General features: G+C 64.0%; 22 protein-coding genes. 18 read left to right on the top strand and 4 right to left on the bottom strand.

The window, feature by feature from the left end:
- Positions 1 to 213 precede the first annotated feature (213 nt).
- The 3 genes from X741_RS164915 (at position 214) to X741_RS164905 (ending at position 3,462) form a co-directional block, all read left to right on the top strand.
- The gene (locus tag X741_RS164915; protein WP_023775922.1) at positions 214 to 1,134 is read left to right on the top strand and encodes a LysR family transcriptional regulator; all 921 of its coding nucleotides are present in this window, start codon (positions 214 to 216) and stop codon (positions 1,132 to 1,134) included.
- A gap of 118 nt (positions 1,135 to 1,252) precedes the next feature.
- Positions 1,253 to 2,212, top strand: a complete 960-nt coding sequence (locus X741_RS164910; protein WP_023775923.1) for an LLM class flavin-dependent oxidoreductase — start codon at positions 1,253 to 1,255, stop codon at positions 2,210 to 2,212.
- Positions 2,209 to 3,462 carry an LLM class flavin-dependent oxidoreductase gene (locus X741_RS164905; protein WP_023775924.1) on the top strand — a complete coding sequence of 418 codons (1,254 nt, stop codon included), beginning with the start codon at positions 2,209 to 2,211 and terminating at the stop codon, positions 3,460 to 3,462. The genes X741_RS164910 and X741_RS164905 overlap by 4 nt, the downstream gene beginning before the upstream one ends.
- A gap of 7 nt (positions 3,463 to 3,469) precedes the next feature.
- Here the strand turns inward: X741_RS164905 and xdhC are convergent, their stop codons facing one another.
- The 4 genes from xdhC to uraH form a co-directional block, all read right to left on the bottom strand.
- Positions 3,470 to 4,558 carry a xanthine dehydrogenase accessory protein XdhC gene (xdhC, locus tag X741_RS164900; protein ID WP_023775925.1) on the bottom strand — a complete coding sequence of 363 codons (1,089 nt, stop codon included), beginning with the start codon at positions 4,556 to 4,558 and terminating at the stop codon, positions 3,470 to 3,472.
- A gap of 60 nt (positions 4,559 to 4,618) precedes the next feature.
- Complete coding sequence (gene xdhB / locus X741_RS164895; RefSeq protein WP_023775926.1) at positions 4,619 to 6,943, bottom strand: xanthine dehydrogenase molybdopterin binding subunit; 2,325 nt, start codon at positions 6,941 to 6,943, stop codon at positions 4,619 to 4,621.
- The gene (gene xdhA, locus X741_RS164890; protein WP_023775927.1) at positions 6,943 to 8,424 is read right to left on the bottom strand and encodes a xanthine dehydrogenase small subunit; all 1,482 of its coding nucleotides are present in this window, start codon (positions 8,422 to 8,424) and stop codon (positions 6,943 to 6,945) included. Before xdhA ends, xdhB begins: the two co-directional genes overlap by 1 nt.
- Positions 8,425 to 8,427: 3 nt before the next feature.
- Positions 8,428 to 8,802, bottom strand: a complete 375-nt coding sequence (uraH, locus tag X741_RS164885; protein ID WP_013891597.1) for a hydroxyisourate hydrolase — start codon at positions 8,800 to 8,802, stop codon at positions 8,428 to 8,430.
- A gap of 202 nt (positions 8,803 to 9,004) precedes the next feature.
- Between uraH and puuE the strand changes: the two genes are divergently transcribed.
- The 15 genes from puuE to X741_RS164810 all read left to right on the top strand — a co-directional run bounded on the left by puuE (position 9,005) and on the right by X741_RS164810 (position 24,251).
- Positions 9,005 to 10,423 (top strand): allantoinase PuuE, encoded by a 1,419-nt coding sequence (gene puuE / locus X741_RS164880; protein ID WP_023775928.1) that lies wholly within the window; start codon positions 9,005 to 9,007, stop codon positions 10,421 to 10,423.
- A gap of 10 nt (positions 10,424 to 10,433) precedes the next feature.
- Complete coding sequence (locus X741_RS164875; protein ID WP_023775929.1) at positions 10,434 to 11,297, top strand: bifunctional allantoicase/(S)-ureidoglycine aminohydrolase; 864 nt, start codon at positions 10,434 to 10,436, stop codon at positions 11,295 to 11,297.
- Positions 11,294 to 11,785 carry an ureidoglycolate lyase gene (locus X741_RS164870; RefSeq protein WP_023775930.1) on the top strand — a complete coding sequence of 164 codons (492 nt, stop codon included), beginning with the start codon at positions 11,294 to 11,296 and terminating at the stop codon, positions 11,783 to 11,785. Before X741_RS164875 ends, X741_RS164870 begins: the two co-directional genes overlap by 4 nt.
- A 66-nt stretch (positions 11,786 to 11,851) precedes the next feature.
- On the top strand, positions 11,852 to 12,445 hold the full coding sequence (locus tag X741_RS164865; RefSeq protein WP_023775931.1) for a nucleoside deaminase: 594 nt from the start codon (positions 11,852 to 11,854) through the stop codon (positions 12,443 to 12,445).
- 22 nt (positions 12,446 to 12,467) lie between these two features.
- Positions 12,468 to 12,815: a type II toxin-antitoxin system MqsR family toxin gene (locus X741_RS164860; RefSeq protein ID WP_245272625.1), complete on the top strand. Its 348-nt coding sequence runs from the start codon at positions 12,468 to 12,470 to the stop codon at positions 12,813 to 12,815.
- Between the two features lie 29 nt (positions 12,816 to 12,844).
- Positions 12,845 to 13,231: a type II toxin-antitoxin system MqsA family antitoxin gene (locus X741_RS164855; protein ID WP_084018235.1), complete on the top strand. Its 387-nt coding sequence runs from the start codon at positions 12,845 to 12,847 to the stop codon at positions 13,229 to 13,231.
- Positions 13,232 to 13,310: 79 nt separating this feature from the next.
- On the top strand, positions 13,311 to 15,296 hold the full coding sequence (locus X741_RS164850) for a CocE/NonD family hydrolase (protein ID WP_023775934.1): 1,986 nt from the start codon (positions 13,311 to 13,313) through the stop codon (positions 15,294 to 15,296).
- 154 nt (positions 15,297 to 15,450) lie between these two features.
- Positions 15,451 to 17,037 carry an ABC transporter substrate-binding protein gene (locus X741_RS164845; protein ID WP_023775935.1) on the top strand — a complete coding sequence of 529 codons (1,587 nt, stop codon included), beginning with the start codon at positions 15,451 to 15,453 and terminating at the stop codon, positions 17,035 to 17,037.
- A gap of 16 nt (positions 17,038 to 17,053) precedes the next feature.
- A complete protein-coding gene (locus X741_RS164840) occupies positions 17,054 to 18,013 on the top strand; it encodes an ABC transporter permease (protein WP_023775936.1) in 960 nt (319 codons plus the stop codon).
- A 9-nt stretch (positions 18,014 to 18,022) separates the two neighbouring features.
- Positions 18,023 to 18,847, top strand: a complete 825-nt coding sequence (locus X741_RS164835; RefSeq protein ID WP_013891607.1) for an ABC transporter permease — start codon at positions 18,023 to 18,025, stop codon at positions 18,845 to 18,847.
- The gene (locus tag X741_RS164830) at positions 18,847 to 20,517 is read left to right on the top strand and encodes an ABC transporter ATP-binding protein (RefSeq protein ID WP_023775937.1); all 1,671 of its coding nucleotides are present in this window, start codon (positions 18,847 to 18,849) and stop codon (positions 20,515 to 20,517) included. Before X741_RS164835 ends, X741_RS164830 begins: the two co-directional genes overlap by 1 nt.
- A 51-nt stretch (positions 20,518 to 20,568) precedes the next feature.
- Positions 20,569 to 21,408, top strand: a complete 840-nt coding sequence (locus tag X741_RS164825; protein ID WP_023775938.1) for an alkaline phosphatase family protein — start codon at positions 20,569 to 20,571, stop codon at positions 21,406 to 21,408.
- A 167-nt stretch (positions 21,409 to 21,575) separates the two neighbouring features.
- A complete protein-coding gene (locus X741_RS164820) occupies positions 21,576 to 22,142 on the top strand; it encodes a sigma-70 family RNA polymerase sigma factor (RefSeq protein ID WP_023765589.1) in 567 nt (188 codons plus the stop codon).
- Positions 22,139 to 22,807: a hypothetical protein gene (locus X741_RS164815; protein WP_023775939.1), complete on the top strand. Its 669-nt coding sequence runs from the start codon at positions 22,139 to 22,141 to the stop codon at positions 22,805 to 22,807. The genes X741_RS164820 and X741_RS164815 overlap by 4 nt, the downstream gene beginning before the upstream one ends.
- Positions 22,797 to 24,251: a S8 family serine peptidase gene (locus X741_RS164810; protein WP_023775940.1), complete on the top strand. Its 1,455-nt coding sequence runs from the start codon at positions 22,797 to 22,799 to the stop codon at positions 24,249 to 24,251. Before X741_RS164815 ends, X741_RS164810 begins: the two co-directional genes overlap by 11 nt.
- Positions 24,252 to 24,325 lie beyond the last annotated feature (74 nt).

Raw genomic sequence — 24,325 nt, forward strand, 5'->3', positions numbered from 1 at the left:
CGACTTTACGGTGTCGCGCGCAAACGAAAAGAGGCGACGTGTACGATGACTTTCAAAAAAAAATGGAAAATACTACAGCGCCGCGCGTCCTCTTGGACGCGCAAAGGACGCTGTAGCACTTTGATCTGGCGCATGATCCTTTCCGAAAATCGATTCCGATTTTTCGGGGTCATGCGCTAGGCTAATCGCTGCAAACCGGCGAAGGTGCTCCGCATGGCCTATCTCGACAACATCGCCGTTTTCGTCCGCGTCGTCGAACTCGGCAATCTGTCGGCGGCGGGCCGTGACATGCGCATTTCGCCGGCGGTCGCCTCCAACCGCATCAAGGAGTTGGAAAAGCATCTTGGCGTGCGGCTGTTCAACCGCACCACGCGGCAATTGATGCCGACCGAGCACGGCACGGTTTTTTATGCGGGCGCCAAGCAGGTGCTGGAAGCGATCACCGAAGCGGAGGCCGCCGTCTCGGCGCTGTCCGGCCAGCCGCGCGGCACCATCCGCGTAACCGCGCCGCTCGGCCTCGGCCGCCGGCTGGTGGCCTCGGGCATCCCCGATTTCCACGACAAATACCCCGACATCGAGGTGCGGCTGAGGCTCTCGGACCACAATGTCGATATCATGAAGGAAGGCATCGACGTCGCTTTCCGGCTCGGCATCATCGAGGATTCCAGCCTCAGGATGCGCGGCATCATGGAATGCGAACGCGTGCTGGTGGCGGCGCCGAAATATCTGGAGGCGCGCGGCGAACCGGTGGAGCCGCAGGAACTGATCGGCCGCAAGCACGATTGCCTGATGCTGCGCTATTCCGGTGCGCGCGAATATGTGTGGACACTGCAGACACCCACCGGGCCGCAGAAATTCGAAGTGCATGGCCCCTACGACACCGATGACGGCGATGTGCTGACCGGCTGGGCGCTGTCCGGGCGCGGCATCATCAACAAGCCGCGCTTCGAGGTCGAACCCTTTATACGCGACCGGCGGCTGAAGGTGATCCTGAACAGCACCCCGCCGACGCCGGTGCAGTTCGCCGCCGTCTATCCGCACAAGAAGCTGCAGGACCCCAAGGTGCGCCTGCTGCTCGACTTCATGGCCGAGCGCTGCCAGCGGCTGATCAACGATATACTGGCGGGCAAATAGGGACTGGCTGGAAAGTGAACGGCTCCTGGCCCAGTCTAAGGGGTTGCCTTGCGCGAAGGCGAACTTAGGTTCGCATGCAACGCCTCATGGTCGATGAATGCGCGACGAGCAAACCACAATGCATCTCACCGTTTCGCTCAACATTGCTTCCATGGCCGGCCAGACCAGCGCGCTCACTTTCAGGGATGTGGCCGGCTTTGTCCGGCAGGCGGAAGCGGCCGGGCTGGATATGATTATCCTTGAAGACTCCGCGCCAGATGCCCCCGCGTCCATCAGCCCTTTCGAAGCGACCACCTTGCTGGCCGCATTGGCGACCGTGACAAGCAGGATCGGGCTGGTCGCCGCGGCCTCGACCGTCGCCCACCAGCCCTACAATCTGGCGCGCCGTTTCGCCTCGCTCGACATTATCAGCCATGGCCGCGCCGGCTGGCACGCGACGATGGCGCAGGCGTCACGCGAGGCGGCCAATTTCAGCCGGCCGGATGAATTTTCCAACGATGATTTCCGCCGCCGCACCGAGGAATATATCGGGATCGTACGAGGCTTGTGGCAGGGCTGGGACGCGGATGCGCTGCTGTTCGACAAGGGCGGCGGCCGCTTCCATGACCCGGCAAAGATGCACCTGCTCGACCACAAGGGCGAATTTTTCTCGGTGCGCGGCCCGCTCAACGTCGCGCGCTCGCCGCAGGATCAGCCGGTGCTGGTGCTGTCCGTTCTGTCCGAAGCCGACATGGATATCGCCGCCCGGACCGCCGACGTCATCCTCCTGGACGGATCTGCCGAGGACGCCAAGGCGCGTCATGACGATCTGAAGCGGCGCGTGGCCGTCTGCGGACGTGAACCAGGCTCTGTCAAGGTGTTGCTGAATGTCGGCGTCGATACCGATGTCGATCGTCTCGATACATCGTTCCGCTCGCAAGACTGCGATGGGTTCAACATCACGATGCCGCCCCCGGCACTGGACGATTTCGTCGGCCGCGTGTTGCCGGAGCTGCGGCGGCGCGGCCTTTTGCGGGACGGTTATCGGGGCACGACGTTGCGCTCGCATCTTGGCCTTGCCGGCGGAGGTGACCAATGACCGCGCAGATGAAGCTCGGCGCCTTCCTGTGGGCGACGGGCCACCACATCGCCGCCTGGCGCCACCCCAAGGCGCATGTGACCGCCGGCATCGACATCGATCACTACATCCAGCTGGCGCGCACGGCGGAAGCGGCGAAGTTTGACATGATCTTCTGCGAGGACGCCGCCGGCCTGCGCGAGGCCAATATCGGCATTGCCAGCCAGACGTCGCGCTCGATCGGCTTCGAGCCGATCAGCCTGCTTTCGGCGCTCGCCGTGCAGACCAGCCGCATCGGTCTCGTCTCCACCGCCTCGACGAGCTACAACGAGCCCTACGGGCTGGCGCGGACCTTCCTGTCTCTCGACCATCTGAGCCACGGACGGGCCGGCTGGAACCTGGTCACATCGGCAAGCCCCATCGAGGCCGCCAATTTCGGCGCGACCGGCCTCAAGCCCCATGCCGACCGCTATGAGCGGGCGCGCGAATTCGCCGAGGTGGTAACCGGGCTTTGGCACGGCAAGCTCGGCGCTTCCGGCCATGACGGCCAGAGCTTTTCGGTTCGCGACCCGCTCGACCTGCCGCGTTCGCCGCAGGGCGCGCCGGTCATGGTCCAGGCCGGCGCCTCGGATGTCGGCCGCGATCTGGCCGCCCGAACCGCCGACGTGGTGTTCACGGCAGCGCAGACCTTCGAGGAGGCGAAGGCCTTCTACGACGACCTCAAGGGGCGCATGGCAATCTATAGACGCGAGCCGGACGACATCAAGATCATGCCCGGCGTCGCGCCCGTGGTGGCGGAAACGGAAGTCGAGGCCCGGGAAAAATTCGAGGAATTGCAGGCGCTGATCCCCGACGACGTCGGCGTGGCGCTGCTGTCCAGCTATCTCAGCATCTCCGATCTGCGGCGCTATCCGATCGACGGGCCGCTGCCCGAATTGCCGGAAAGCGAGGGCATGAAGAGCCGGCAGGCTCTGGTCATCGAACAATCGCGCCGCGACGGCCTTTCCATCCGCCAGCTTGCCCGTCATTTCGCCGGCGCCAGGGGTCATTGGCGTATCGTCGGCACGGCGGCCCAGATCGCCGACGAATTGCAGGCGCGGTTCGAAGGCGGCGCGGCCGACGGCTTCAACGTCATGCCGTCTTACTTCCCCGGCGAACTCGATGCCTTTTGCGAACTCGTGGTGCCGGAGCTGCAGCGGCGCGGCCTGTTCCGCAGGGATTATGAAGGCCGAACGCTGCGCGACCATCTGGGCTTGAAGCGGCCGGTGTAGTCGCGGCTTAGCCGGCCATCGCCTTGTCTTGGACCTGATGGTCGGCACCCGGGGCAGCGGCGTGAGCAACCAGCGCCGTCATGATCTCAGCCGCCGCCAGCGCCGCAATAACTTGCGGCCGCTTGTCCTTGACGGCATCACCGCCGATCGGCGAGACGAGGCGGGTAAACTCCGCTTCCGTGCCATCAGCCGATTTCAGGAACCAGTTCCTGAAGGTCGCTTTCTTGGCTTTCGAGCCGATCATGCCGACATAGGCGGTGTCGCCGCGCCTCAGCGCTTCGGCGACGATCAGGAAGTCCAGCGCGTGGTCATGGGTGAGGATAGCGAAAGCCGTGCCGGCGGGCGCCTTGCGCACCTCGGCCTCCGGCATCGGCGTCAGCCGCGTCTCGACGGTTTCGGGCATGCATTCCAGCGCTTCGGCCCGCGTTTCGATGATGACGCCGTGGACGGGAAGAAGCGCTATCGTCGACGCCAGCGCCTGGCCGACATGGCCGCCGCCGAAGATATAGACATGCGGCAGGTGCGCCTGTTCGGCTTCCGCGGCCGCAATCAGATCGACGGCAAGCGCGGCATCGACCAGCCGGATCAGAACCTCAACGCGCCCGCCGCAGCATTGGCCGATTTCGGGCCCCAGCGGGACGTCGAGCGTGGCGCAGGCTTCGTCGACCTCGATGCAGGTTCCCCTCCCCCTTGAGGGGAGGGTGGCGGCAAAGCCGCCGGGTGGGGTCGGATCGACCGGTCTCGACGTCCTTGCGGTGCCTTTTGAGAGGACCCCCTCTGGCCGCTTCGCGGCCTGCCCTTCGCTATCGCTCCGGGCGCTCGTCGCTGAAAAAGCCAAATCGTTGGCTTTTTCTCGGCCTACGGCCGATCGCTCCTCTCCCCCCTCGAGGGGGGAGAAAAGCATCTGCCTGGCCTTGTCGATGGCCATGTATTCGAGCTGGCCGCCGCCGATCGTGCCAAAGGTGGCCGATGCCGAGACGAGCATGAAGGCGCCCTTCTCGCGCGGCGTCGAGCCTTTGGTGCCAGCCACTTCGACCAGGGCGACCCCGTGGGCGCTGGCGAGAAAGGCTTTCAGGCTTTGCACTTTCGAGTTCATTTTTGCATTCCCAATTGGGAAATATAGGCTTTTCACGCTGATTTTGCACGTTTTGGCGACTTAAACGCCAGCCCTGGCCGCTTTCTTTAGCCGCTCGATCGTCATCAGCACGCGTTCCGGCGTTGCAGGAGCATCGAGACGCGGGCAGATCTTGTGGTCGGCGACACTGGCGACCGCATCCGACAATGCATGCAGAACGGACATGCCGAGCGGGAAAGGCGGCTCGCCAACAGCCTTGGAGCGGTGGATCGTCGGCTCGCTCGCCTCGGGCCAGTCGGCCAGGGTCACGTTGAAGATCTTCGGCCGGTCTGACGCCAGCGGGATCTTGTAGGTCGACGGCGCATGGGTGCGCAGCCGGCCCTTGTCGTCCCACCACAGTTCTTCCGTCGTCAGCCAGCCCATGCCTTGGATGAAGCCACCTTCGATCTGGCCGAGATCGATGGCGCGGTTCAGCGAGCGGCCGGTTTCGTGCAGGATGTCGGTGCGCTCGACCACATATTCGCCGGTCAGCGTGTCTACCGAGACTTCCGAGCAGGAAGCCCCATAGGCGAAATAGTAGAAGGGGCGACCCTGTCCCTTGTCGCGGTTCCAGTGGATTTTCGGCGTCTTGTAGAATCCCGCCGCCGAAAGCTGAATGCGCGCCATGTAGGCTTGGTTGACGAGGTCGGCGAAGGCGATCTCCTGGTTGCCGACGCGCACCCGGTTGGGCAGGAAAACCACCTGGTCGTGCGGCACCTGGTACTTTTCGGCGGCGAAGTCGATGAGCCGGTCCTTGATCTGACGCGCACCGTTTTGCGCGGCCATGCCGTTGAGATCGGAACCGGAAGACGCCGCGGTGGCCGAGGTGTTGGGCACCTTGCCGGTAGTGGTCGCCGTGATCTTCACCTGGTCGAGGTCGATCTGGAATTCTTCCGCCACCACCTGCGCGACCTTGAGGTAGAGGCCCTGCCCCATCTCGGTGCCGCCATGGTTCAGATGCACGGAACCATCGGTGTAGACATGCACAAGCGCGCCGGCCTGGTTGTAGTGCGTGGCGGTGAAGGAAATGCCGAATTTGACCGGCGTCAGCGCCAGGCCGCGCTTGATGAAACGGCTGTTGGCGTTGAAGGCCGAAATTTCCCGCCGTCGCCGCGCATAGCTGGCGCTTTCCTCCAGTTCGCCGACGATGCGCTGGATGATGTTGTCCTCGACCGTCTGGTGATAGGGCGTGAGGTTGCGGCCCCCTTCGCTATCATCACTGGTGCCGTAGAAATTCTTCTTGCGGATTTCCAGCGGGTCCTTGCCGACCGCGAAGGCGACCTCGTCGATCACGCGTTCGGCACCGACCATGCCTTGCGGGCCGCCAAAGCCGCGGAAAGCGGTGTTGGATACAGTGTTGGTGTAGAGCGGCGCCGACTGCGCATGCACCGTCGGCCAGAAATAGGTGTTGTCGCAGTGGAACAGCGCGCGGTCGGTGACCGGGCCTGACAGGTCCGACGAAAAGCCGCAGCGCGCCGCGAACATGAAGTCGACGCCGAGGATGTTGCCTTCATCATCGAAGCCGACTTCGTAATCGACGAGGAAGTCGTGGCGCTTGCCGGTGGCGGTCATGTCGTCGTCGCGGTCGGGTCGGATTTTTACCGCGCGATGGTGCTTCTTGGCGGCGATCGCGGCCAATGCCGCGAACTGGTTGCCTTGTGTTTCCTTGCCGCCGAAGCCGCCGCCCATGCGGCGGATTTCCACCGTGATGGCGTTGCTCGGCACGCCGAGCGCATGGCTCACCATGTGCTGGACTTCACTCGGATGCTGGGTCGAGGAGTAGATGGTGACGTCCTGGTCCTCGCCGGGAACGGCCATGGCGATATGGCCCTCGAGGTAGAAATGCTCCTGCCCGCCGACGCGCATCTTTCCCTTCAGCCGGCGCGGCGCCTGACGGATCGCGGCCGCCGCGTCGCCGCGTCTCAGCGTGAGAGGCGGCGTGACCAACTTGTCCTTCCTCGGGTCGAGGTCGCCGATATCCAGTCGCGACATCGGCAACTCGATTTGACGCAGGCCACCCNAGAAGATCGGCTGACCGTAGAACTCGACCTTGCCGTCGGCGAGCACCGGCTCGTCATGGCGGCCAGTCGGCGAGATGTCGTTCTCGCCGGGCACATCCTTCGCCGTCAGCACATCGACGACGCCGGGCGCGGCGCGCACCGCCGAAAGGTCCATCTCGACGATCATGGCATGGGTCGCAGCCGAAAGGCCGAGGCAGCCATGCAGCGTGCCGGCCGGTTCCGGCATGTCGTCGATATAGACCGCCGTGCCGCTGACATGCTTGTGGGCGGAATCGTGCCGCTGGTCGGTGGCGACGCCGCCGACGATTTTCTCAGCCTTGAGACTAGCGGTGGCGTGCTTGTTCATCATGCCGCCTCGTTGCGTGACACCTGGAATGGTGCCCTGGTGCCGGTGGTTTCGACAAAGAAGCGCAACAACAGGTTCTTCGCTGCCAGCCCCCGGTATTCGGCTGACGCCCGCATGTCGGTGAGCGGCGTGAAATCCCTGGCGTACTCAGTCATCGCCGTCTCGACCGTCGCTTCGGTCCAGGGCTTGCCGAGCAGTGCCTTCTCGACAGCGGTTGCGCGCTTCGGCGTCGCCGCCATGCCGCCATAGGCGATACGGATGTCGGCGACTGTGCCGTCCTTGGCCAGCGTCAGGAAAAAGGCGCCAAGGGCGGCCGTGATGTCCTCGTCGCGGCGCTTGGTGATCTTGTAGACGGCGAATTTCGTCCCCTTGGCGGGGACAGGGACATGCACGGCTTCGACGAACTCGCCCGGCTGCCGGTCCTGCTTGCCGTAAGCAATGAAGAAATCCTGCAACGAGATCGTGCGCCGCTTCTTGCCCCTGCGCAGCGTCAGCCGCGCGCCGAGCGCGATCAAGGGCGGCGGCGTGTCGCCGATCGGCGAGCCGTTGGCGATGTTGCCGCCGATGGTGCCCATATTGCGCACCTGTTCGCCACCGATGCGGTCGAACAATGGTCCGAGCGCGGAGATACGCTTCGACAGCGTCGAGAAGGCTTCGGTGTAGGTGACGCCGGCCCCGATCGATATGACGCCCTTGTCTTCGGAGATCGTGCAAAGCCCGTCGAGATTGCCGATGAAGATCACCGGCGAGATATCGCGCATGTGCTTGGTGACCCACAGGCCGACATCGGTCGCCCCGGCAACGATGGTGGCCGTGGGTTCCTTGTCCAGTATGGCGGCGAAATCATCAACATTGGCCGGCACCACCAGCAGTGCCTTGCCGTCGCCGATCTCGACTCGCGCGCCATCGTGCATGGCATCGAGCCTTGCCGTGATCGCCTCGCGCTCCGCCGCCAGCGGGTCTTTCGCCGCCTTGCCGTAGCTGGAGATAGCGTGGGCGGCGCGCATGATCGCCTCGTAGCCGGTGCAGCGGCAAAGGTTGCCTTGCAGGGCTTTTTCGATCGTCGCGTTCGATGGGTCCGATGATCTCATCCACAGGCCGTAGAGCGACATGATGAAGCCCGGCGTGCAGAAGCCGCATTGCGAGCCGTGGAAATCGACCATTGCCTGCTGCACCGGGTGCAGTTGGCCGGGCAGGCCGCGCAAATGCTCGACGGTCACGACATGGGTGCCGTCCAGCGAGCCGAGGAAGCGGATGCAGGCATTGACACTTTCATAGACCAGTCCGCCGGCCGAGAGCTTGCCGACGAGCACGGTGCAGGCGCCGCAATCGCCCTCCGCGCAGCCTTCCTTGGTGCCGCGTAGCGAGCGGTCGAGCCGCAGCCAGTCGAGCAAGGTCGTGTCGGGTGCCACCGAAGACAGCACGACGTCCCTGCCATTGAGGATGAAACGGATTTCGTTGCGGATATTGACCTTGGCCATGCCTCAACTCCCCCTGTAGGTCGAATAGCCGTAGGGCGAGATCAGCAAGGGCACATGATAGTGCACCGCCTCCGCCATGCCGAAGCGGATCGGCACGCGGTCCAGGAAAGCCGGCTCGGGCAGCTTTGTTCCCTGGCCACGCAGATAGTCGCCCGCCGCGAAGATCAGCTCGTATTCGCCGGTGCGGAAGTCGCCGCCGACAAGCAACGGCGCATCGCAGCGGCCGTCGGCATTGGTCGCGACCGTCTTCAGAAGCGTGCGGGCGGCACCGTCGAGACGGTAAAGAGCGATCGACAGGCCCGCCGCCGGCTTGCCGGTCGCCGTGTCGAGAACATGGGTCGTCAGGCGTCCGCCATCGGCTTTCGACGTCTCTGCCATTGGCCGCCTCCCTTTCCCAGTATGAACGAACTGGCTGGTACAATCGAACACAAGCGATGAATTGTGCGCCAATTAAAGGCGATGCATAAGTCCCGGTCGAGCGGAGTGCGACAAAAACACTTTCAAAAATTTTCGGGGGAATGCGAGAAGCACCCTTTCGATATCCTGATCATACTTCGGGCGATGCCCCGCGGGAGGGACGATGCGTTACGAAAGAGACATGCGCGGCTATGGAGCCAATCCGCCGGATCCCAAGTGGCCTGGCGGCGCGCATGTCGCGGTGCAGTTCGTCGTCAACTACGAAGAGGGTGGCGAGAACTGCGTGTTGCACGGCGACAAGGCTTCGGAAGCCTTCCTGTCGGAGATCGTCGGCGCCGCGGCCTGGGTGGGCCAGCGCCACTGGAACATGGAATCGATCTACGAATACGGGGCGCGGGCCGGTTTCTGGCGGCTGCTGCGCCTGTTCAGCGAGAGCCAGGTGCCGGTGACCTGCTACGGCGTCGCCACAGCGTTGGCACGCTCGCCCGACCAGGTGACGGCCATGCAGGAGGCCGGCTGGGAAATCGCCTCGCATGGGCTGAGATGGATCGACTACCGCGACCACAGCGCCGAGGACGAACGCCGCGACCTCGAAGCCGCGATCAAGCTGCATTACGAGGTCACGGGCCAGCGCCCAACCGGCTGGTATACGGGCCGCACCTCGGTCAACACGGTGCGGCTGGTCGCCGAGGAAGGCGGCTTCGACTACGTCTCCGACACCTATGACGACGAGCTACCCTACTGGTACGAGCATGCGGGCGGCACGCAGCTCATCATCCCCTATACGCTCGACGCCAACGATATGCGCTTCGCCACGCCGCAAGGCTTCAACTCGGGTGACCAGTTCTTCGCCTACCTCAAAGACAGTTTCGACACGCTCTATGCCGAGGGCAAGGCGGGCCGGCCGCGCATGATGAACATCGGCCTGCATTGCCGGCTCGTCGGGCGGCCGGGCCGAGTGGCGGCGCTGAAGCGCTTCGTCGACTATGTGAAGTCGCACGACAAGGTCTGGCTGGCGCGGCGCATCGACATAGCCAGGCACTGGCAGGAGAACCACCCCTACAAGCCGGCGGCGCTGCGCCCGTCGAAAATGGAATTCGAGACATTCGTTCACAGCTTCGGTGGCGTGTTCGAGCATTCGCCCTGGATCGCGGAGCGGGCCTACGAACTGGAACTAGGCCCGGCGCACGACACGGCCGGCGGCCTGCACAATGCGCTCTGCCGCATCTTCCGTTCCGCCAACGAGACCGAGCGGCTCGGCGTGCTCAACGCCCATCCCGACCTGGCCGGCAAATTGGCCAAGGCCAGGCGGTTGACCGCGGAATCGACCCGGGAACAGGCCTCCGCCGGTCTCGACGCGCTGACCGACAAGGAACGCGAACTGTTCTCCAAACTCAACGCCGCCTACGTCACCACCTTCGGCTTCCCCTTCATCATCGCGGTGAAGGGCAAAACCAAGGAGGAGATCCTGGCGGAGTTCGAAGCCCGCATCGGCAACAGCCGCGGCGTGGAATTCGAGACCGCCTGCAAACAGGTCGAGCGCATCGCGCTGCTCCGCCTCAGGGACATGCTACCGCAATAGGTTTGAACCCATGGATACGATCAGGATGCCCGAGCGAACCTATTATGCTCCACATGGCGGCCATTCCGGCCAAAACGAGCTTTTGACCGGCCGCGCCGTCTTCACCGAGGCCTATGCCGTCATCCCCAAGGGGGTGATGCAGGACATCGTCACCAGCGCCTTGCCGTTCTGGGACGAGACCCGCGTCTGGATCCTGTCGCGTCCGCTGTCCGGTTTTGCCGAGACGTTTTCACAGTACATTGTCGAGATCGCGCCCGGCGGCGGCAGCGAGCGGCCGGAACCCGACGCCGGCGCCGAGGGCGCTCTGTTCGTGGTCGAGGGCGAGTTGACGGTCCTGCTTGCCGGGAAGAAGCATATGTTGCGGCCAGGCGGCTTTGCCTTCCTACCGCCGGCCAGCGGCTGGACGGTTCGCAATGAAAGCAAGGCGGCTGTTCGCTTCCACTGGATCCGCAAGGCCTATGAGGCCGTCGATGGCATCGAAGCGCCGGAAGCCTTCTTCACCAACGAACAGGAGATCGCACCGACGCCGATGCCCGGCACCGAGGGCCGCTGGGCGACGACGCGGTTCGTCGATCCGGCCGACATGCGCCACGACATGCATATGACCATCGTGACGCTCGAGCCCGGCGCCGTCATTCCGTTCGCCGAGACGCATGTGATGGAGCACGGGCTCTACGTGCTCGAAGGCAAGGCGGTCTACCGCCTGAACCAGGACTGGGTCGAGGTCGAGGCCGGCGACTATATGTGGCTGCGCGCCTTCTGCCCGCAGGCCTGCTATGCCGGCGGCCCGGGGAAATTCCGCTATCTGCTCTACAAGGACGTCAACCGGCACGCCAAGCTCGGCGGTGCCGATATTGGCGGTCGCACGCGGTGACCCGCATCGTCGCGCGGCCGCTGACGCGCGAGGCGTTTGCCGGTTTCGGCGACGTCATCGACATGGGCGGCGACAACCATTACCCGATCAATGGTGGCAAGGCCGAGCGCTACCACGATCTTGCCACCGCTGTGGCGACGGGACCGAACGCGCGCGTGCTGATCTCGATGGTGCGCGGCACGCCCTACGAACTGCCGCTGAAACTGACCATGGTCGAGCGCCACCCCTTGGGCAGCCAGGCCTTCATTCCGCTGTCGCCGCGCCCGTTCATGGTCGTCGTCTGCCATGACGGCAAGGAGGGGCCGGGCGAACCGCACGCCTTCATCACCGCGCCCGGACAAGGCATCAACTATTCCCGCAATCTCTGGCATGGCGTGCTGACGCCGCTTGGCGAAGCTCAGGACTTCCTGATCGTCGACCGTGGCGGCGACGGCTCCAATCTCGAAGAATTCCATTTCTCGCACGCCTACGAGATCCATCTTCCCTAATTTTTCCTGCATGTCGTTGCCCCAGGACCGGGGCACTTTTGGGCGACATGCAGCAGGAGAGCCGTCATGACCGACATTTCGCTGATCGACCGCCTGCTCGACGTCATCGAGCACGACATCGTGCCGAAGACGGAGGAAGGCGTTGCCCACGGCAACAAGCTGTTCGGCGCGGCGATCCTGAGGAAGGACGATCGTTCGCTGGTGCTGGCCGAGACCAACAACGAGATCGAAAACCCGCTCTGGCATGGCGAGGTGCACTGCCTGAAACGGTTTTACGAGATGCCCAGGGCGGAGCGTGTCGACACTGGCGACGCCATCTTCCTCGCCACGCACGAACCATGCTCGCTCTGCCTGTCGGCAATCACCTGGACCGGCTTCGACAATTTCTACCATCTGTTCAGCCATGAGGATTCGCGCGACAGCTTTGCCATCCCGCACGATCTTAAAATCCTGAAAGAGGTCTTCACCCTCGATCCCGGCGGCTACAATGCCGAGAACGCCTACTGGAAGAGTTTTTCCATACGCAGGCTGGTGCGGGCGCTGCCTGAGGCCGAGCGCCAACGGCTGGAAACGCGCATCGGCAAGATTTCGGCGCGCTACGATGAACTCTCCGGCGCCTACCAGGCGAACAAGGATGAGAACGACATTCCGCTGAATTGATCGTTCGCTCGCTGAACTCGTCATGCATCTTGAATTGCCACCTTTATGGTGGCATATTACGCTTATCGAGAAACGCAGACCCACTTACGATCTTGATGCCATCAAGATGACATTTGGGTCTGTGGATTCGCTGGCTATGACGACGTCCGCGCTGCGGGATGCCACTAGTCTTGGCTTCGATCGTGTCGGTGTCGTCGAGGTGATCGGCGGCATGACGCGGAAAATGTTCGTGAAGTCGATGACGACTTTTGCGGATCATCGCGTCTGGCAGGATGTCTACCACGTGCCTGCGCGTGACCTGATCCTCTACCTGAAATTCCAGGCGAATGTCGTGACCGAGTTCACGATCATGTCGTTCAAGGAGAAATGACCGTGACGGCAAGAGAAGGAAACGAGAGCATGATTTCCCCCGAAACCGGGGAAACCCTGACGCGTCAGGTGCGTCCATTCACCGTGACCTATAAGGGGGAGAGCGTGATTGTCGACCTTCCCGGTTACTACCCGGCATCCGGGGACGAGGGGGTACATGTCGGCGACGACATGGCCGCGGTCGATGCCGCCTTGCGCGCGCTCAAGGAAAAGATCGATGGCGTCCCGGCCCCCGCAACCATTCGCCGCATGCGAACCAAGCTCAAACTTTCGCAGCGCGAGGCGGGATCCCTGTTCAAGGTCGGCGAGAATGCTTTCGACAAATACGAACGAGGCCTGATCGAACCGAGCGGCCCGACCATTCAACTGATGACATTATTGGAAAAACATCCCGAACTTCTGGACGAACTGCGGTAGCGGTACAGGTCGCATATTTCGCTGCTCCAGTCGCGAATGACAATTGAAAGTTGCCGCGCGGCGGGGCGTTATGCCTGCCATGAAAACCGTCACCGAATTTCCCCGCAAGGTCGTCGAATTCCCGGACATGGGCATCGTCATGCCGGATGGCTGCCGGCTGTCGGCGCGGGTGTGGATGCCGGAGGACGCCGGCGACGATCCGGTGCCTGCCATTCTCGAGCACCTGCCCTACCGCAAGCGCGACGGCACCATCTTTCGCGACCAGCTGACGCATCCCTATCTTGCCGGCCACGGCTACGCCTCGATCCGCGTCGACATGCGCGGCAATGGCGATTCCGAAGGGCTGATGGACGACGAATATTCCGAGCAGGAATTGCAGGACGCCTGCGACGTCATCGCCTGGGCGGCAGCTCAACCTTGGTGCAACGGCAATGTCGGCATGATGGGTATTTCCTGGGGCGGCTTCAACTGCCTGCAGGTGGCGGCCAAACAGCCGCCGGCGCTGAAGGCGGTGATCAGCCTGTGCTCGACCGTCGACCGCTACGCCGACGACATCCACTACAAGGGCGGCTGCCTGCTGATCGAGAATTTCGGCTGGGCGTCGACGATGCTCTCCTATTCGTCACGACCGCCGGACCCGCTGATTGCAGGCGACAACCGGTGGCGCGATCTGTGGCTGACCCGGCTGGAGAACCAGTCCTTCCTTCTGCCGCTGTGGCTCAGCCACCAGCACCGCGACGCTTACTGGAAACGCGGCTCCATCTGCGAGGATTTTTCGGCGGTCAAGGCAGCGGTGCTGTCGATCGGCGGCTGGCATGACGGTTACCGCAACACGATCTCCAATCTCGTCAGCAACATCGAGGCACCGGTCAAGGGCATCGTCGGCCCATGGATCCACAAATATCCACATTATGCCGGACCTCAGCCGGCCATCGGCTTCCTGCAGGAAGCACTGCGCTGGTGGGACCACTGGCTGAAGGGCACCGACACCGGTGTCGAGGCCGACCCGGCCTATCGCGCCTATGTGATGGACAGCGTGCGCCCGGCGCGCTGGCATCCCGAGCGGCCGGGCCGCTGGGTGGCGGAACAGCAATGGCCGTCGCCCGCCATCAAGACGCAAGCGATCGAGCTGATCTCCAAGGGCAAAAAACCTGCCATCGTAGCCTCGCCGCAAAGCTGCGGTCTCGCTGGCGGCGAGTACTTCCCGTTCACCTTCGGTCCGGAACTGCCAGGTGACCAGCGTCCCGACGATGCTCTGTCGGTGTGGTTCGACCAACCGGAACTCGCCGAGGCGCTCGACATTGTCGGTGCACCGGAGGTCCAAGTCACGCTCTCGTCCGATCGTCCGCAAGCCAACATCGCGATCCGACTGTGCGACGTGCATCCGGACGGCGCGTCGGAACTGATCTCCTATGGCGTGCTCAACCTGACGCATCGCGACTCGCACGAATTCCCGCAAGCGCTGGTGCCGGGCGAGGCCATCTCGGCGCGCGTCGTACTCGACCAGTGCGCCTACCGCGTTCCGGCCGGCCACCGCCTGCGCGTTGCGGTGTCGAACGCCTATTGGCCAATGATCTGGCCCTCGCCGGAGCCGGTTCAACTCACCTTGTCGGCAGCGACACTGGCCCTTCCCTTGCGCCCGCTGGCCACCGGCAGCGAGGTGACATTCGCCGAGCCGGAAGGCGCCGCGCCCTGGGCCACCCAGACGGTTCGCCCCGCCAATTCCGAACGTCATGTCGATCGCGACGAAAAGACCGGAATCGTCACGCTATCCATAGCGGACGACTTCGGCGAGGTGCGCGATCTTGCCCATGGCCTGGCCAATGGCAGCATCGCCCGCGAGACCTGGGCGATCCATCCTGACGATCCCTTGTCAGCGTCGGGCAAGACCCACTGGACGCAGACCCTGTCGCGAAATGAATGGTCGGTGCGCACCGAGACATGGGCGGAGATGCGATCGGACGCGCAAAACTTCGTCGTCAGCGCCAGAATCGAAGCTTACGAAGGCGATATCCTCGTCTTCGAACGCAATTTCGAGGAAAAAATTCCGCGCGCGCTGGTCTGAGGACTGAACCCGTTGGTCCAAATGCGACATACGATTTACGCCACGGCATGTCGCATTCGGTCTTGCTTACCGCTTTGCCTTGCCGTCATTATTCCCCTCACAAGAAACAAGAAAATCGACCACAGAGTCGAACCAACAGAGTGAGGAACTCAAAATGTCAAATGAACTCGAATTCCTTAGCCGGCGTGTTGCAGCAGGCAAGCTGAGCCGTCGTGATTTTCTCGGCCGGGCGGCAGCGCTCGGCATCGCAGCACCCTTCGCCAACTCGCTGCTTTCAAGCGCGGCTCGGGCGGCCGGTCCGGTCAAGGGCGGCACGTTGAAGGCCGGTCTGGTCGGCGGTGAATCCACCAACAGTCTCGATCCGGCCCTGTTCATGACCCAGGTGCCGTTCGCCTTCGGCAAGTGCTGGGGCGAAATGATCGTCGAGCTGTCGCCCGACGGCAAGCTCGAGAACCGTATCGCCGAGGAGATCGGCTCGTCCAAGGACGCCAAGGTGTGGACGCTGAAGATCCGCGACGGCGTCGAATTCCACAACGGCAAGAAGGTGACCGCCGACGACGTCGCCGCGACGCTCGAGCGCCATTCCGACGAGAAATCGAAATCCGGTGCGCTCGGCTACATGAAGGGCATCGAGACCATCAAGGCCAATGGCAAGGAAGTGGTGCTGACGCTGAAGGAAGCCAATGCCGACCTTCCCTACCTGCTCAGCGACTATCACCTGATCGTCCAGCCCAATGGCGGCAAGGACAAGGCCGACGCCGGCATCTCGGCCGGACCCTATAAGGTCACCACCAACGAGCCCGGCGTGCGCCATGGCGGCGAGCGCTTCGCCAATTACTGGCAGAGCGACAAGATGGGCCATGCCGACCAGATCGAGATCATCGTCATCAACGATGCGACCGCGCGCACGGCGGCCCTGCAGGGCGGCCAGGTCAACATGATCAACCGCGTCGAGCCGAAGATCGTCGACCTGATCAAGCGCGTGCCGGGCGTGACCATCCGCAACCACGCCGGCCCGGGCCACTACGTCTTCATCATGCATTGCAACACGGCGCCGTTCGACAACAACGATTTGCGCATGGCGCTGAAGCTGGCGATCGACCGCGAAGAGATGTTGACCAAGGTGCTGCGCGGCTACGGTTCGCTCGGCAACGACTTCCCGATCAACTCCGCCTACCCGCTGTTCACCGAGATCGAACAGCGCAAGTACGATCCGGACAAGGCGAAGTTCCATTACAAGAAGTCGGGCCATGACGGCACCGTGCTTTTGAGGACTTCCGACGTCGCCTTCCCGGGCGCGGTCGATGCCTCGCAGCTCTTCCAGCAGAGCGCCGCCAAGGCCGGCATCAAGATCGAGCTCAAGCGCGAGCCCGGCGACGGCTATTGGAACGAGGTCTGGAACAAGCAGCCCTTCTGCGCTTCCTACTGGGGCGGGCGCTCGACGCAGGACCAGATGTATTCGACCGCCTATCTGTCGACCGCCGACTGGAACGACACGCGTTTCAAGCGCCCGGATTTCGACAAGATGGTGCTGGCGGCACGCGCCGAGCTCGACGAGGCCAAGCGCAAGGCGATGTACCACGACATGGCTGTCCTGGTGCGCGACGAAGGCGGCCTGATCCTGCCGATGTTCAACCAGTTCATCGACGCGACCGGTGCCAAGGTTGATGGCTGGGTCGACGATCCGCATCAGGAACTGATGAACGGCTACGCCCTGGCGAAGTGCTGGCTGCAGGCCTGAGTCCGGCTTTGCGGATATGTCTTCACCCATCCTGAAACTGATTGCCCAGCGCATTGCGCTGGGCATCCTCCTTTTGTTGGCCATTTCGGTCCTGATCTTCGCCGGCACCCAGATTCTGCCCGGCGACGTCGCGCAAGCCATTCTCGGACAATCGGCTACACCGGAGTCGCTCGCCAATTTGCGTGAGCAGCTCGGGCTGAACGACCCGGCCTATGTCAGGTATTTCCACTGGCTCGGCGGCGTGCTGACCGGCGACCTGGGTACCGCCATGTCGAGCGGCCAGGATATCGCGACCTCGATCAAGGGCCGGCTGTGGAACACGCTCTTCCTCGCCTTCTGGGCGGCGGTCGTTGCGGTGCCGTTGGCGATCATCCTCGGCCTGATCGCGGTTCGCTACCGCAATGGCTGGGTCGACAAGCTGATCTCCGGACTGGCGCTGGCGTCGACCTCCTTCCCCGAGTTCTTCATCGGCTATCTCCTGGTCTATTTCTTCGCCGTGAAATGGCAGATCTTCCCCGCCATCTCGACCGTCTATGACGGCATGCCCTTTGGCGAACGCATGCAGGCCATCGCGCTGCCGGCAACGGCACTGACGCTGGTCGTGCTCGCCCACATGATGCGCATGACGCGCGCGGCGATCCTCAATGTCATGCAGTCGGCCTATGTCGAGACCGCGGAGCTCAAGGGGCTTTCAGCCTTCGCGGTCATCCGCAGACACGCCTTTCCGAACGCCATCGCGCCGATCATCAACGTCGTCATGCTCAACCTCGCCTATCTCATCGTCGGCGTCGTCGTGGTCGAGGTGATCTTCGTCTATCCCGGCATGGGGCAGTATCTGGTCGACCATGTCACCAAGCGCGACGTGCCCGTCGTGCAGGCGGTCGGCCTGATCTTCGCGGCCGTCTACATCAGCCTCAACATCATCGCGGACATAGCGGCGATCATCGCCAATCCGCGTCTCAGACATCCAAAGTGAGGGGCGGGCATGCTTGACATAAGACGCATCCCCATTCCCGCCCTGATCGGCCTGGTGCTGACCGCCCTGTTCGTGCTGGCGGCGATCTTCGCACCGTGGATTTCGCCGCACGACAATGCCGAGATCGTCGGCGACGTATGGGAACCGATGTCGGCGGCGCACTTTCTGGGTACCGACAATCTCGGCCGCGATCTGTTGTCACGCATGATCTACGGCGCCCGCATCACGCTGTTCATCGCCGTGCTTGCCACCGCGCTGTCCTTCTCGCTCGGCGCCATTCTCGGTTTCTCGGCGGCGGTGTTCGGCGGCTGGTTCGACACCATCCTGTCGCGCCTCGTCGATCTCCTGATGTCGATCCCGACGCTGATCATGGGCCTGGTCGTGCTCTCCGTGCTGCCGACGAACCTGGTGACGCTGATCCTGGTGATGGGTATCCTCGACTCGACCCGCGTCTACCGCCTGTCGCGTGCGGTCGCCGTAGACATCAACGTCATGGACTATGTCGAAGCCGCCAAGCTGCGCGGCGAAGGCAGTGGCTGGATCATCTTCCGCGAGATCCTGCCCAACGCGCTGTCGCCGCTGGTCTCGGAACTCGGCTTGCGCTTCATCTATGCCGTGCTGTTCCTGTCGACCTTGTCCTTCCTCGGCCTTGGCGTGCAGCCGCCGGACGCCGATTGGGGCGGCATGGTCAAGGAGAACAAGGACGGCATCGTCTTCGGTATCGCCGCGGCGCTCATCCCGGCAGGCGCGATCGCGGCGCTTGCCATCTCGGTCAACCTTGTCGCCGACTGGATCCTCAACCGCACGACAAGCCTGAAGGGAGGACGCGGGTGATGGCCGATACCAAAGCGAAGCCCGGACAGCGAAAACCAGGCGTGCTGCTCGATATCCGCAATTTGCGCATCGAGGCGACGGTATACCCGCCGGGCGAGGCGCCAAAGAATATCGTGCTGGTGCACGATGTCTCGCTGACCCTGGAAAAGGGCAAGGTGCTTGGCCTGATCGGCGAATCCGGCGCCGGCAAGTCGACCATCGGCCTGTCGTCCATGGGCTACGGCCGTGGCGGCGTGCGCATCACCGGCGGCGAGGTCCTCCTCAACGGCCGCGATATCCTGAAGGGCGGCAAGGAAGGCTTCCGCAAATTGCGCGGCCGCGAGGTCTGCTATGTCGCGCAGTCGGCGGCGGCCGCCTTCAACCCGGCGCACCGGCTGATGGACCAGGTGGTGGAAGCCACCTTGCTGCATGGCACCGCGACACGGGCCGAGGCCGAGAAGCGGGCGATCGCGCTCTTCAAGAAGCTCAGCCTGCCCAACCCCGAAACGATCGGTGAGCGCTTCCCGCACCAGGTCTCGGGCGGCCAGCTGCAGCGTGTGATGACGGCGATGGCGCTCTGTTCCGAGCCAGACCTGATCGTCTTCGACGAGCCGACGACGGCGCTCGACGTGACGACGCAGATCGACGTTCTGGCGGCAATCAAGGACGCCATCCGCGACACCCATGTGGCGGCACTCTACATCACCCACGACCTTGCCGTCGTCGCCCAGGTCTCCGACGAGATCATGGTGCTGCGCCATGGAAGGCTGGTCGAATGGGGCGGCACGCGCCAGATCATCAAGGAGCCGCGCCAGGAATACACCAACGCGCTGGTCTCGGTGCATGAGATCGAGCACGCCGAGCAGAAGCCCGGCACGACACCGTTCCTGTCGGTCAAGAACGTCACCGCCGCCTATGCCGGCGGCCATGTCAAGGTGCTGAAGAACGTCTCGGTCGATATCTACCCGGGTCAAACGCTGGCCGTCGTCGGCGAGTCGGGTTCCGGCAAGTCGACCCTGGCGCGGGCCATCACCGGCCTCTTGCCGCCAGAGCAGGGCACGGTGACCTTCGACGGGCGGCCGCTCGCCAACCGGCTTGCCGACCGGCCGAAGGAGGATCTGCGCCAGTTGCAGATGATCTACCAGATGGCCGATGTGGCGATGAACCCGCGCCAGACCGTCGGCACCATCATTGGCCGGCCGCTGGAGTTCTATTTCGGCATGCGCGGCAGGCAGCGTGACGCCCGCGTGACCGAACTGCTCGACAAGATCGAGATGGGCAAGGGTTTTGCCGACCGTTACCCGGCCGAGCTTTCCGGCGGCCAGAAGCAACGCGTCTGCATCGCCCGCTCGCTCGCCGCCAAGCCCAAGCTGATCATCTGCGACGAGGTGACCTCGGCGCTCGACCCGCTGGTGGCCAACGGCATCCTCAAGCTTTTGCTCGAACTGCAAAAGGAGGAGAACGTCGCCTACCTGTTCATCACCCACGATCTCGCGACGGTAAAGTCGATCGCCGATTCGATCGCGGTGATGTATCGCGGCGAAGTGGTGCGCTACGGCTCGAAGAGTACGGTGCTGACGCCGCCCTTCGATGCCTATACCGACCTTTTGCTGTCATCGGTTCCCGAGATGGAGATCGGCTGGCTGGAAAAGGCGATCAAGGGACGGCGCATGGCCAGCGCCGGGAACTAGCGGCCTACGACTGCCGTCATCCTCTTGCGACAAGACTGCATGGAGCCGCCCATGGCGCTCAAATCCAAGCTTCTGCTGATCGTCCTCGATGGCGTTCCCTACCGCAACTGGCGCCGGCTGATGGGCAATCTCGAGGGTTGGGTGCAATCGGGCGAGGCGCGGGTCTGGAAGATGCGCTCCGTGCTGCCGTCGACCTCGGCCTGCTGCTATGCCTCGATCCACACCGGCGTGTCGCCGCAGGTGCATGGCATCCTCTCCAACGAGAACCGGTTCCGCGTCGGCCAGCCCGATATCTTCTCCGAGGTCAGCAAGGCCGGCGGCAAGACCGGTGCGGTCACCCACTCCTACTGGTCGGAGTTCTTCCGGTCCTATCCGTTCGACCTGATCGAGGACATGGAATTCGACGAGCCAGACGGGCCGATTACGCATGGCCGCTTCCACACCATGACCGGCTACAATCTGCGCAACCAGATGACGCCGAGCGATGTCGACCTGTTCGCGACGCTGACCATGCTGACCAAGCGCCACGGCATCGACTACGGCATCCTGCACACCTGCACGCTGGACTCGATGGGCCACCGCTTCGGCCACGACTGCCATGAGATGGACCATGCGGTCTATGCCATGGACGCCATGCTGGCGGGGTTCCTGCCGGGCTGGATCGCGGCCGGCTATGAGGTGATGGTGACCGCCGACCACGGCCAGACCGATCGCGGCCATCACGGCGGCCACGACGACGAGATGCAGGATTTCGCGCTGTATTATTTCGGGTTGGGGAAAGGGCCGGATGCGAACACGCTGCTCGACCAACTGCAGCTGGCGCCGACGGTGCTGAGCCGTCTGGGCGTGCCGGTGCCGGCGACGATGAAGGCGAAGGCGTTTTTGGGGTGATGTAGCGCAACGCCTTCCCCCTTCCCCCCTTGTGGGGGAAGGAAGAGAGCGCACCACTGGCAACCTCCCCTTTCTTCGGTTAGCCTCCGCAAATTCCTTGGCGGAGGATGAACCTTTTTGGACCGATCAGCGACAGAGCAGACAGGAGCCAGGCGGCTCGACCGGTCATGACGGCAGCGACGGACACCGATCGCGCGCTTGTCGACCGGGTCGCGAAGGGCGACCGTGCCGCCGTGCGGCTCCTGTTCATGCGTCATCACGCGCGGGTCTACCGCTTCGTGGTGCGCCAGACGGGATCGGAAATGATGGCTGACGATATCGCGAACGAGGTGTTTCTCGAACTTTGGCGCCAGGCGCCGGGCTTCGAGGGTCGCTCCGAAGTTTCGACATGGCTGCTCGGCATCGCCCGGTTCAAGGCGCTGTCGCTGCTGCGCAAGAAAAAGGAAGACTGGATCGACGACGAGGCCGCCGCCGCGGTGCCCGACAGCGCAGACACGCCCGAGGTCGTCACCATGAAGGAGGACAAGGCCGCCGCCTTGCGCCGCCTCATCGACGCCTTGCCCGAAGAGCACCGCACGGTGATCGACCTTGCCTATTACCACGGACAGTCGGTGACCGAGATCGGCGAAGTGCTCGGCATCCCGGTCGCGACCGTCAAGACCCGGATGTTCTACGCCCGCAAGAAACTCGGCGAGGCCCTCAAGGCCGCCGGTTACGACAGGGGGTGGCCATGAGCGCCGCTGAAAAGATGTCGCGCCGCGACGAAATGGAAACGCTGCTGCCGTTCTACCTGAACGGCTCACTGGAAGGCTCGGACCTTGAAGCCGTCGAGGAATGGCTGGCCAGCGATCCCTCCGCGCTGGCCGCCCTTGGCGAGGCCGAGGCCGAATTCTCGGGCGCATCGGCGGCCAACGAGGCGATCCGCCCGCCGGCCGATGCGCTCAGCCGCTTCGCAAGGGCGTTCGACGCCGAGGCAGGACCGGCGCGGGCGCCGGCAGGCTCGTCCTGGCTGGCGCAGGCCTGGGGCCGCTTCGTGGCGCTGCCCGCCGGCGTCGCCTGGGCGGCGGCCGCGGTCCTTTTGGCGCTGATCATGGTGCAGTCGTTCGTGCAGCCCGGCGGCAAGGGCGGCAATTTCGAGATTGCCGGCACGGAAGACGACTTGGCAAAGATGCCGTTCGCGCTGGTCAAGTTCAAGCCGGACGCCAAGGTGTCCGATATTTCGGGCTTCCTCGGCGGCAACGGGCTGAAGGTGATCGGCGGGCCGACCGCCGACGGCGTGTTCCGGCTCGGCATTCCCGCCGCCAACGCAGCCGACTACACCAGGCAAATCGGCCTTATTGCCGCCCAGCCCTTCACCGACACCGTGATCGAGGGGAGGAAACCGGCAGATGGCGGCTGAGGCGGTCATTCGATTTGCGGCGATCCTTGCGGCGGCGATGATAATCGCCGCCGTGCCCGCGTCGGCACAGACCAACGCCGCCAATCCCGACCGGACGAAAATCGATTGCAGCAACGGGGCCAATGCGGCGGCAGCCGACTGCGCGAAGGACATTGGCGGGGAAAAGGGCGGTTCGGGTGCCAAGCAAACCGGCGCGGTCTTTATGCCTGCTTTGATCGTCGACCTCTTCCCCAATCCTGCCGAAAGCTCGGTTCCCGTGCCGACGCCCGCTCCGCGCCAGGACCCGGACACCTCACCGGCCGTGCCCGCCGATACACAGGCTGGAACCCCGCCGGGCGGGCCGATCGTCTCGCCGACCGATCTCATCGCCGTTCAGCCGCCGCGCGCGGTGGCCGGCGATTTCGTACCCGACGAGGTGCTGGTGACCGTCGACGGCGATGCCGGCGCCGTGCAGCAGATCGCCGCCTCCTTCGGCCTCGAAGTGCGCTCGCAGCGCCAGTCCAGGTTGCTCGGCACCACTTTGGTGCGCTTCGGCATTCCGGACGGCCGTCCGGTCGGCATCGTGCTGGCGCAGCTGGCCGCCGACGGCCGCACGCAGCGGCGCGAGCCCAACCACATCTATTCGCTGCAGCAGGCGGCCGGCATCGTCAACTATGCCTTCGAGCGCATCGCGCTCGACGCCAAACAGGCCAGCGGCGAGAATGTCCGCGTCGCGGTGATCGACACCGGCATCGACGACACCAATCCGGCGCTGGCCGGGGTGATCGCCGGGCAGTTCGACGCCATGCCCGACGTGCCGATCGAAAAGCGCGATCACGGCACCTCGGTCGATGGGCTGATCGCCGGTGTCGGTGCGCTGGAAGGCATGGCGCCGGGCGCCAGGATCTACCACGCGCGCGCCTTCGAAGGCGGCAAGTCGACCATGGACGTCATTCTCTCCGCACTCGACTGGGCAGCCGAACAGGACGTGCGCATCATCAACATGAGCTTCGTCGGGCCCAAGAACGACCTGCTCGGCGTCGCCTGCAGAAATGCCCGCGCGCTGGGCATCGTGCTGATCGCCGCCGCCGGGAACAACGGGCCGAAGGCGCCCTATGGCTACCCGGCCGCCTTCGACGGCGTCATCGCGGTGACCGCAACCGACGCCAAGGATGGGCTGATGCCGCAGGCCAATCGCGGCGCCTATGTCTTCATCTCGGCGCCCGGCGTCGAGATGGTGGCGCCGAGCGGCGCCGGTTCGGATGTGGTCACCGGCACTTCGTTCGCCGCGGCGATCGTGAGCGGCGCCATCGCCAATCTCATCCATGCTTCTCCCGACCGCTCGGCCGACGACATCGAGAAGGCCTTGGCGGCAACGGCCAGGGATCTCGGCCCCAAGGGGCGCGACAACGACTTCGGTTATGGGCTGCTGGATATCAAGGCGGCTGGGGCGGGGAAGGAATAGGTTCCCTCAGACCTGTGACGTCGGCGGGACAGCACCCCCCTCTGTCCTGCCGGACATCTCCCCCGCAAGTGGGG

It is taken from the genome of Mesorhizobium sp. LNHC221B00, assembly GCF_000502935.1.
GTDB lineage: Bacteria > Pseudomonadota > Alphaproteobacteria > Rhizobiales > Rhizobiaceae > Mesorhizobium > Mesorhizobium opportunistum.

What these genes read in the sequence shown, in the direction of transcription:
- X741_RS164820 (WP_023765589.1), top strand. Translation starts at nt 21,576, where the DNA reads ATGACGGCAGCGACGGACACCGATCGCGCGCTTGTCGACCGGGTCGCG.
- xdhA (WP_023775927.1), bottom strand. Translation starts at nt 8,424, where the DNA reads ATGGCCAAGGTCAATATCCGCAACGAAATCCGTTTCATCCTCAATGGC.
- X741_RS164860 (WP_245272625.1), top strand. Translation starts at nt 12,468, where the DNA reads ATGCATCTTGAATTGCCACCTTTATGGTGGCATATTACGCTTATCGAG.
- X741_RS164875 (WP_023775929.1), top strand. Translation starts at nt 10,434, where the DNA reads ATGGATACGATCAGGATGCCCGAGCGAACCTATTATGCTCCACATGGC.
- X741_RS164915 (WP_023775922.1), top strand. Translation starts at nt 214, where the DNA reads ATGGCCTATCTCGACAACATCGCCGTTTTCGTCCGCGTCGTCGAACTC.
- X741_RS164840 (WP_023775936.1), top strand. Translation starts at nt 17,054, where the DNA reads ATGTCTTCACCCATCCTGAAACTGATTGCCCAGCGCATTGCGCTGGGC.
- X741_RS164865 (WP_023775931.1), top strand. Translation starts at nt 11,852, where the DNA reads ATGACCGACATTTCGCTGATCGACCGCCTGCTCGACGTCATCGAGCAC.
- X741_RS164815 (WP_023775939.1), top strand. Translation starts at nt 22,139, where the DNA reads ATGAGCGCCGCTGAAAAGATGTCGCGCCGCGACGAAATGGAAACGCTG.
- X741_RS164845 (WP_023775935.1), top strand. Translation starts at nt 15,451, where the DNA reads ATGTCAAATGAACTCGAATTCCTTAGCCGGCGTGTTGCAGCAGGCAAG.
- X741_RS164905 (WP_023775924.1), top strand. Translation starts at nt 2,209, where the DNA reads ATGACCGCGCAGATGAAGCTCGGCGCCTTCCTGTGGGCGACGGGCCAC.
- X741_RS164850 (WP_023775934.1), top strand. Translation starts at nt 13,311, where the DNA reads ATGAAAACCGTCACCGAATTTCCCCGCAAGGTCGTCGAATTCCCGGAC.
- xdhC (WP_023775925.1), bottom strand. Translation starts at nt 4,558, where the DNA reads ATGAACTCGAAAGTGCAAAGCCTGAAAGCCTTTCTCGCCAGCGCCCAC.
- X741_RS164830 (WP_023775937.1), top strand. Translation starts at nt 18,847, where the DNA reads ATGGCCGATACCAAAGCGAAGCCCGGACAGCGAAAACCAGGCGTGCTG.
- uraH (WP_013891597.1), bottom strand. Translation starts at nt 8,802, where the DNA reads ATGGCAGAGACGTCGAAAGCCGATGGCGGACGCCTGACGACCCATGTT.
- puuE (WP_023775928.1), top strand. Translation starts at nt 9,005, where the DNA reads ATGCGTTACGAAAGAGACATGCGCGGCTATGGAGCCAATCCGCCGGAT.
- X741_RS164825 (WP_023775938.1), top strand. Translation starts at nt 20,569, where the DNA reads ATGGCGCTCAAATCCAAGCTTCTGCTGATCGTCCTCGATGGCGTTCCC.
- X741_RS164910 (WP_023775923.1), top strand. Translation starts at nt 1,253, where the DNA reads ATGCATCTCACCGTTTCGCTCAACATTGCTTCCATGGCCGGCCAGACC.
- X741_RS164855 (WP_084018235.1), top strand. Translation starts at nt 12,845, where the DNA reads ATGATTTCCCCCGAAACCGGGGAAACCCTGACGCGTCAGGTGCGTCCA.
- X741_RS164835 (WP_013891607.1), top strand. Translation starts at nt 18,023, where the DNA reads ATGCTTGACATAAGACGCATCCCCATTCCCGCCCTGATCGGCCTGGTG.
- X741_RS164810 (WP_023775940.1), top strand. Translation starts at nt 22,797, where the DNA reads ATGGCGGCTGAGGCGGTCATTCGATTTGCGGCGATCCTTGCGGCGGCG.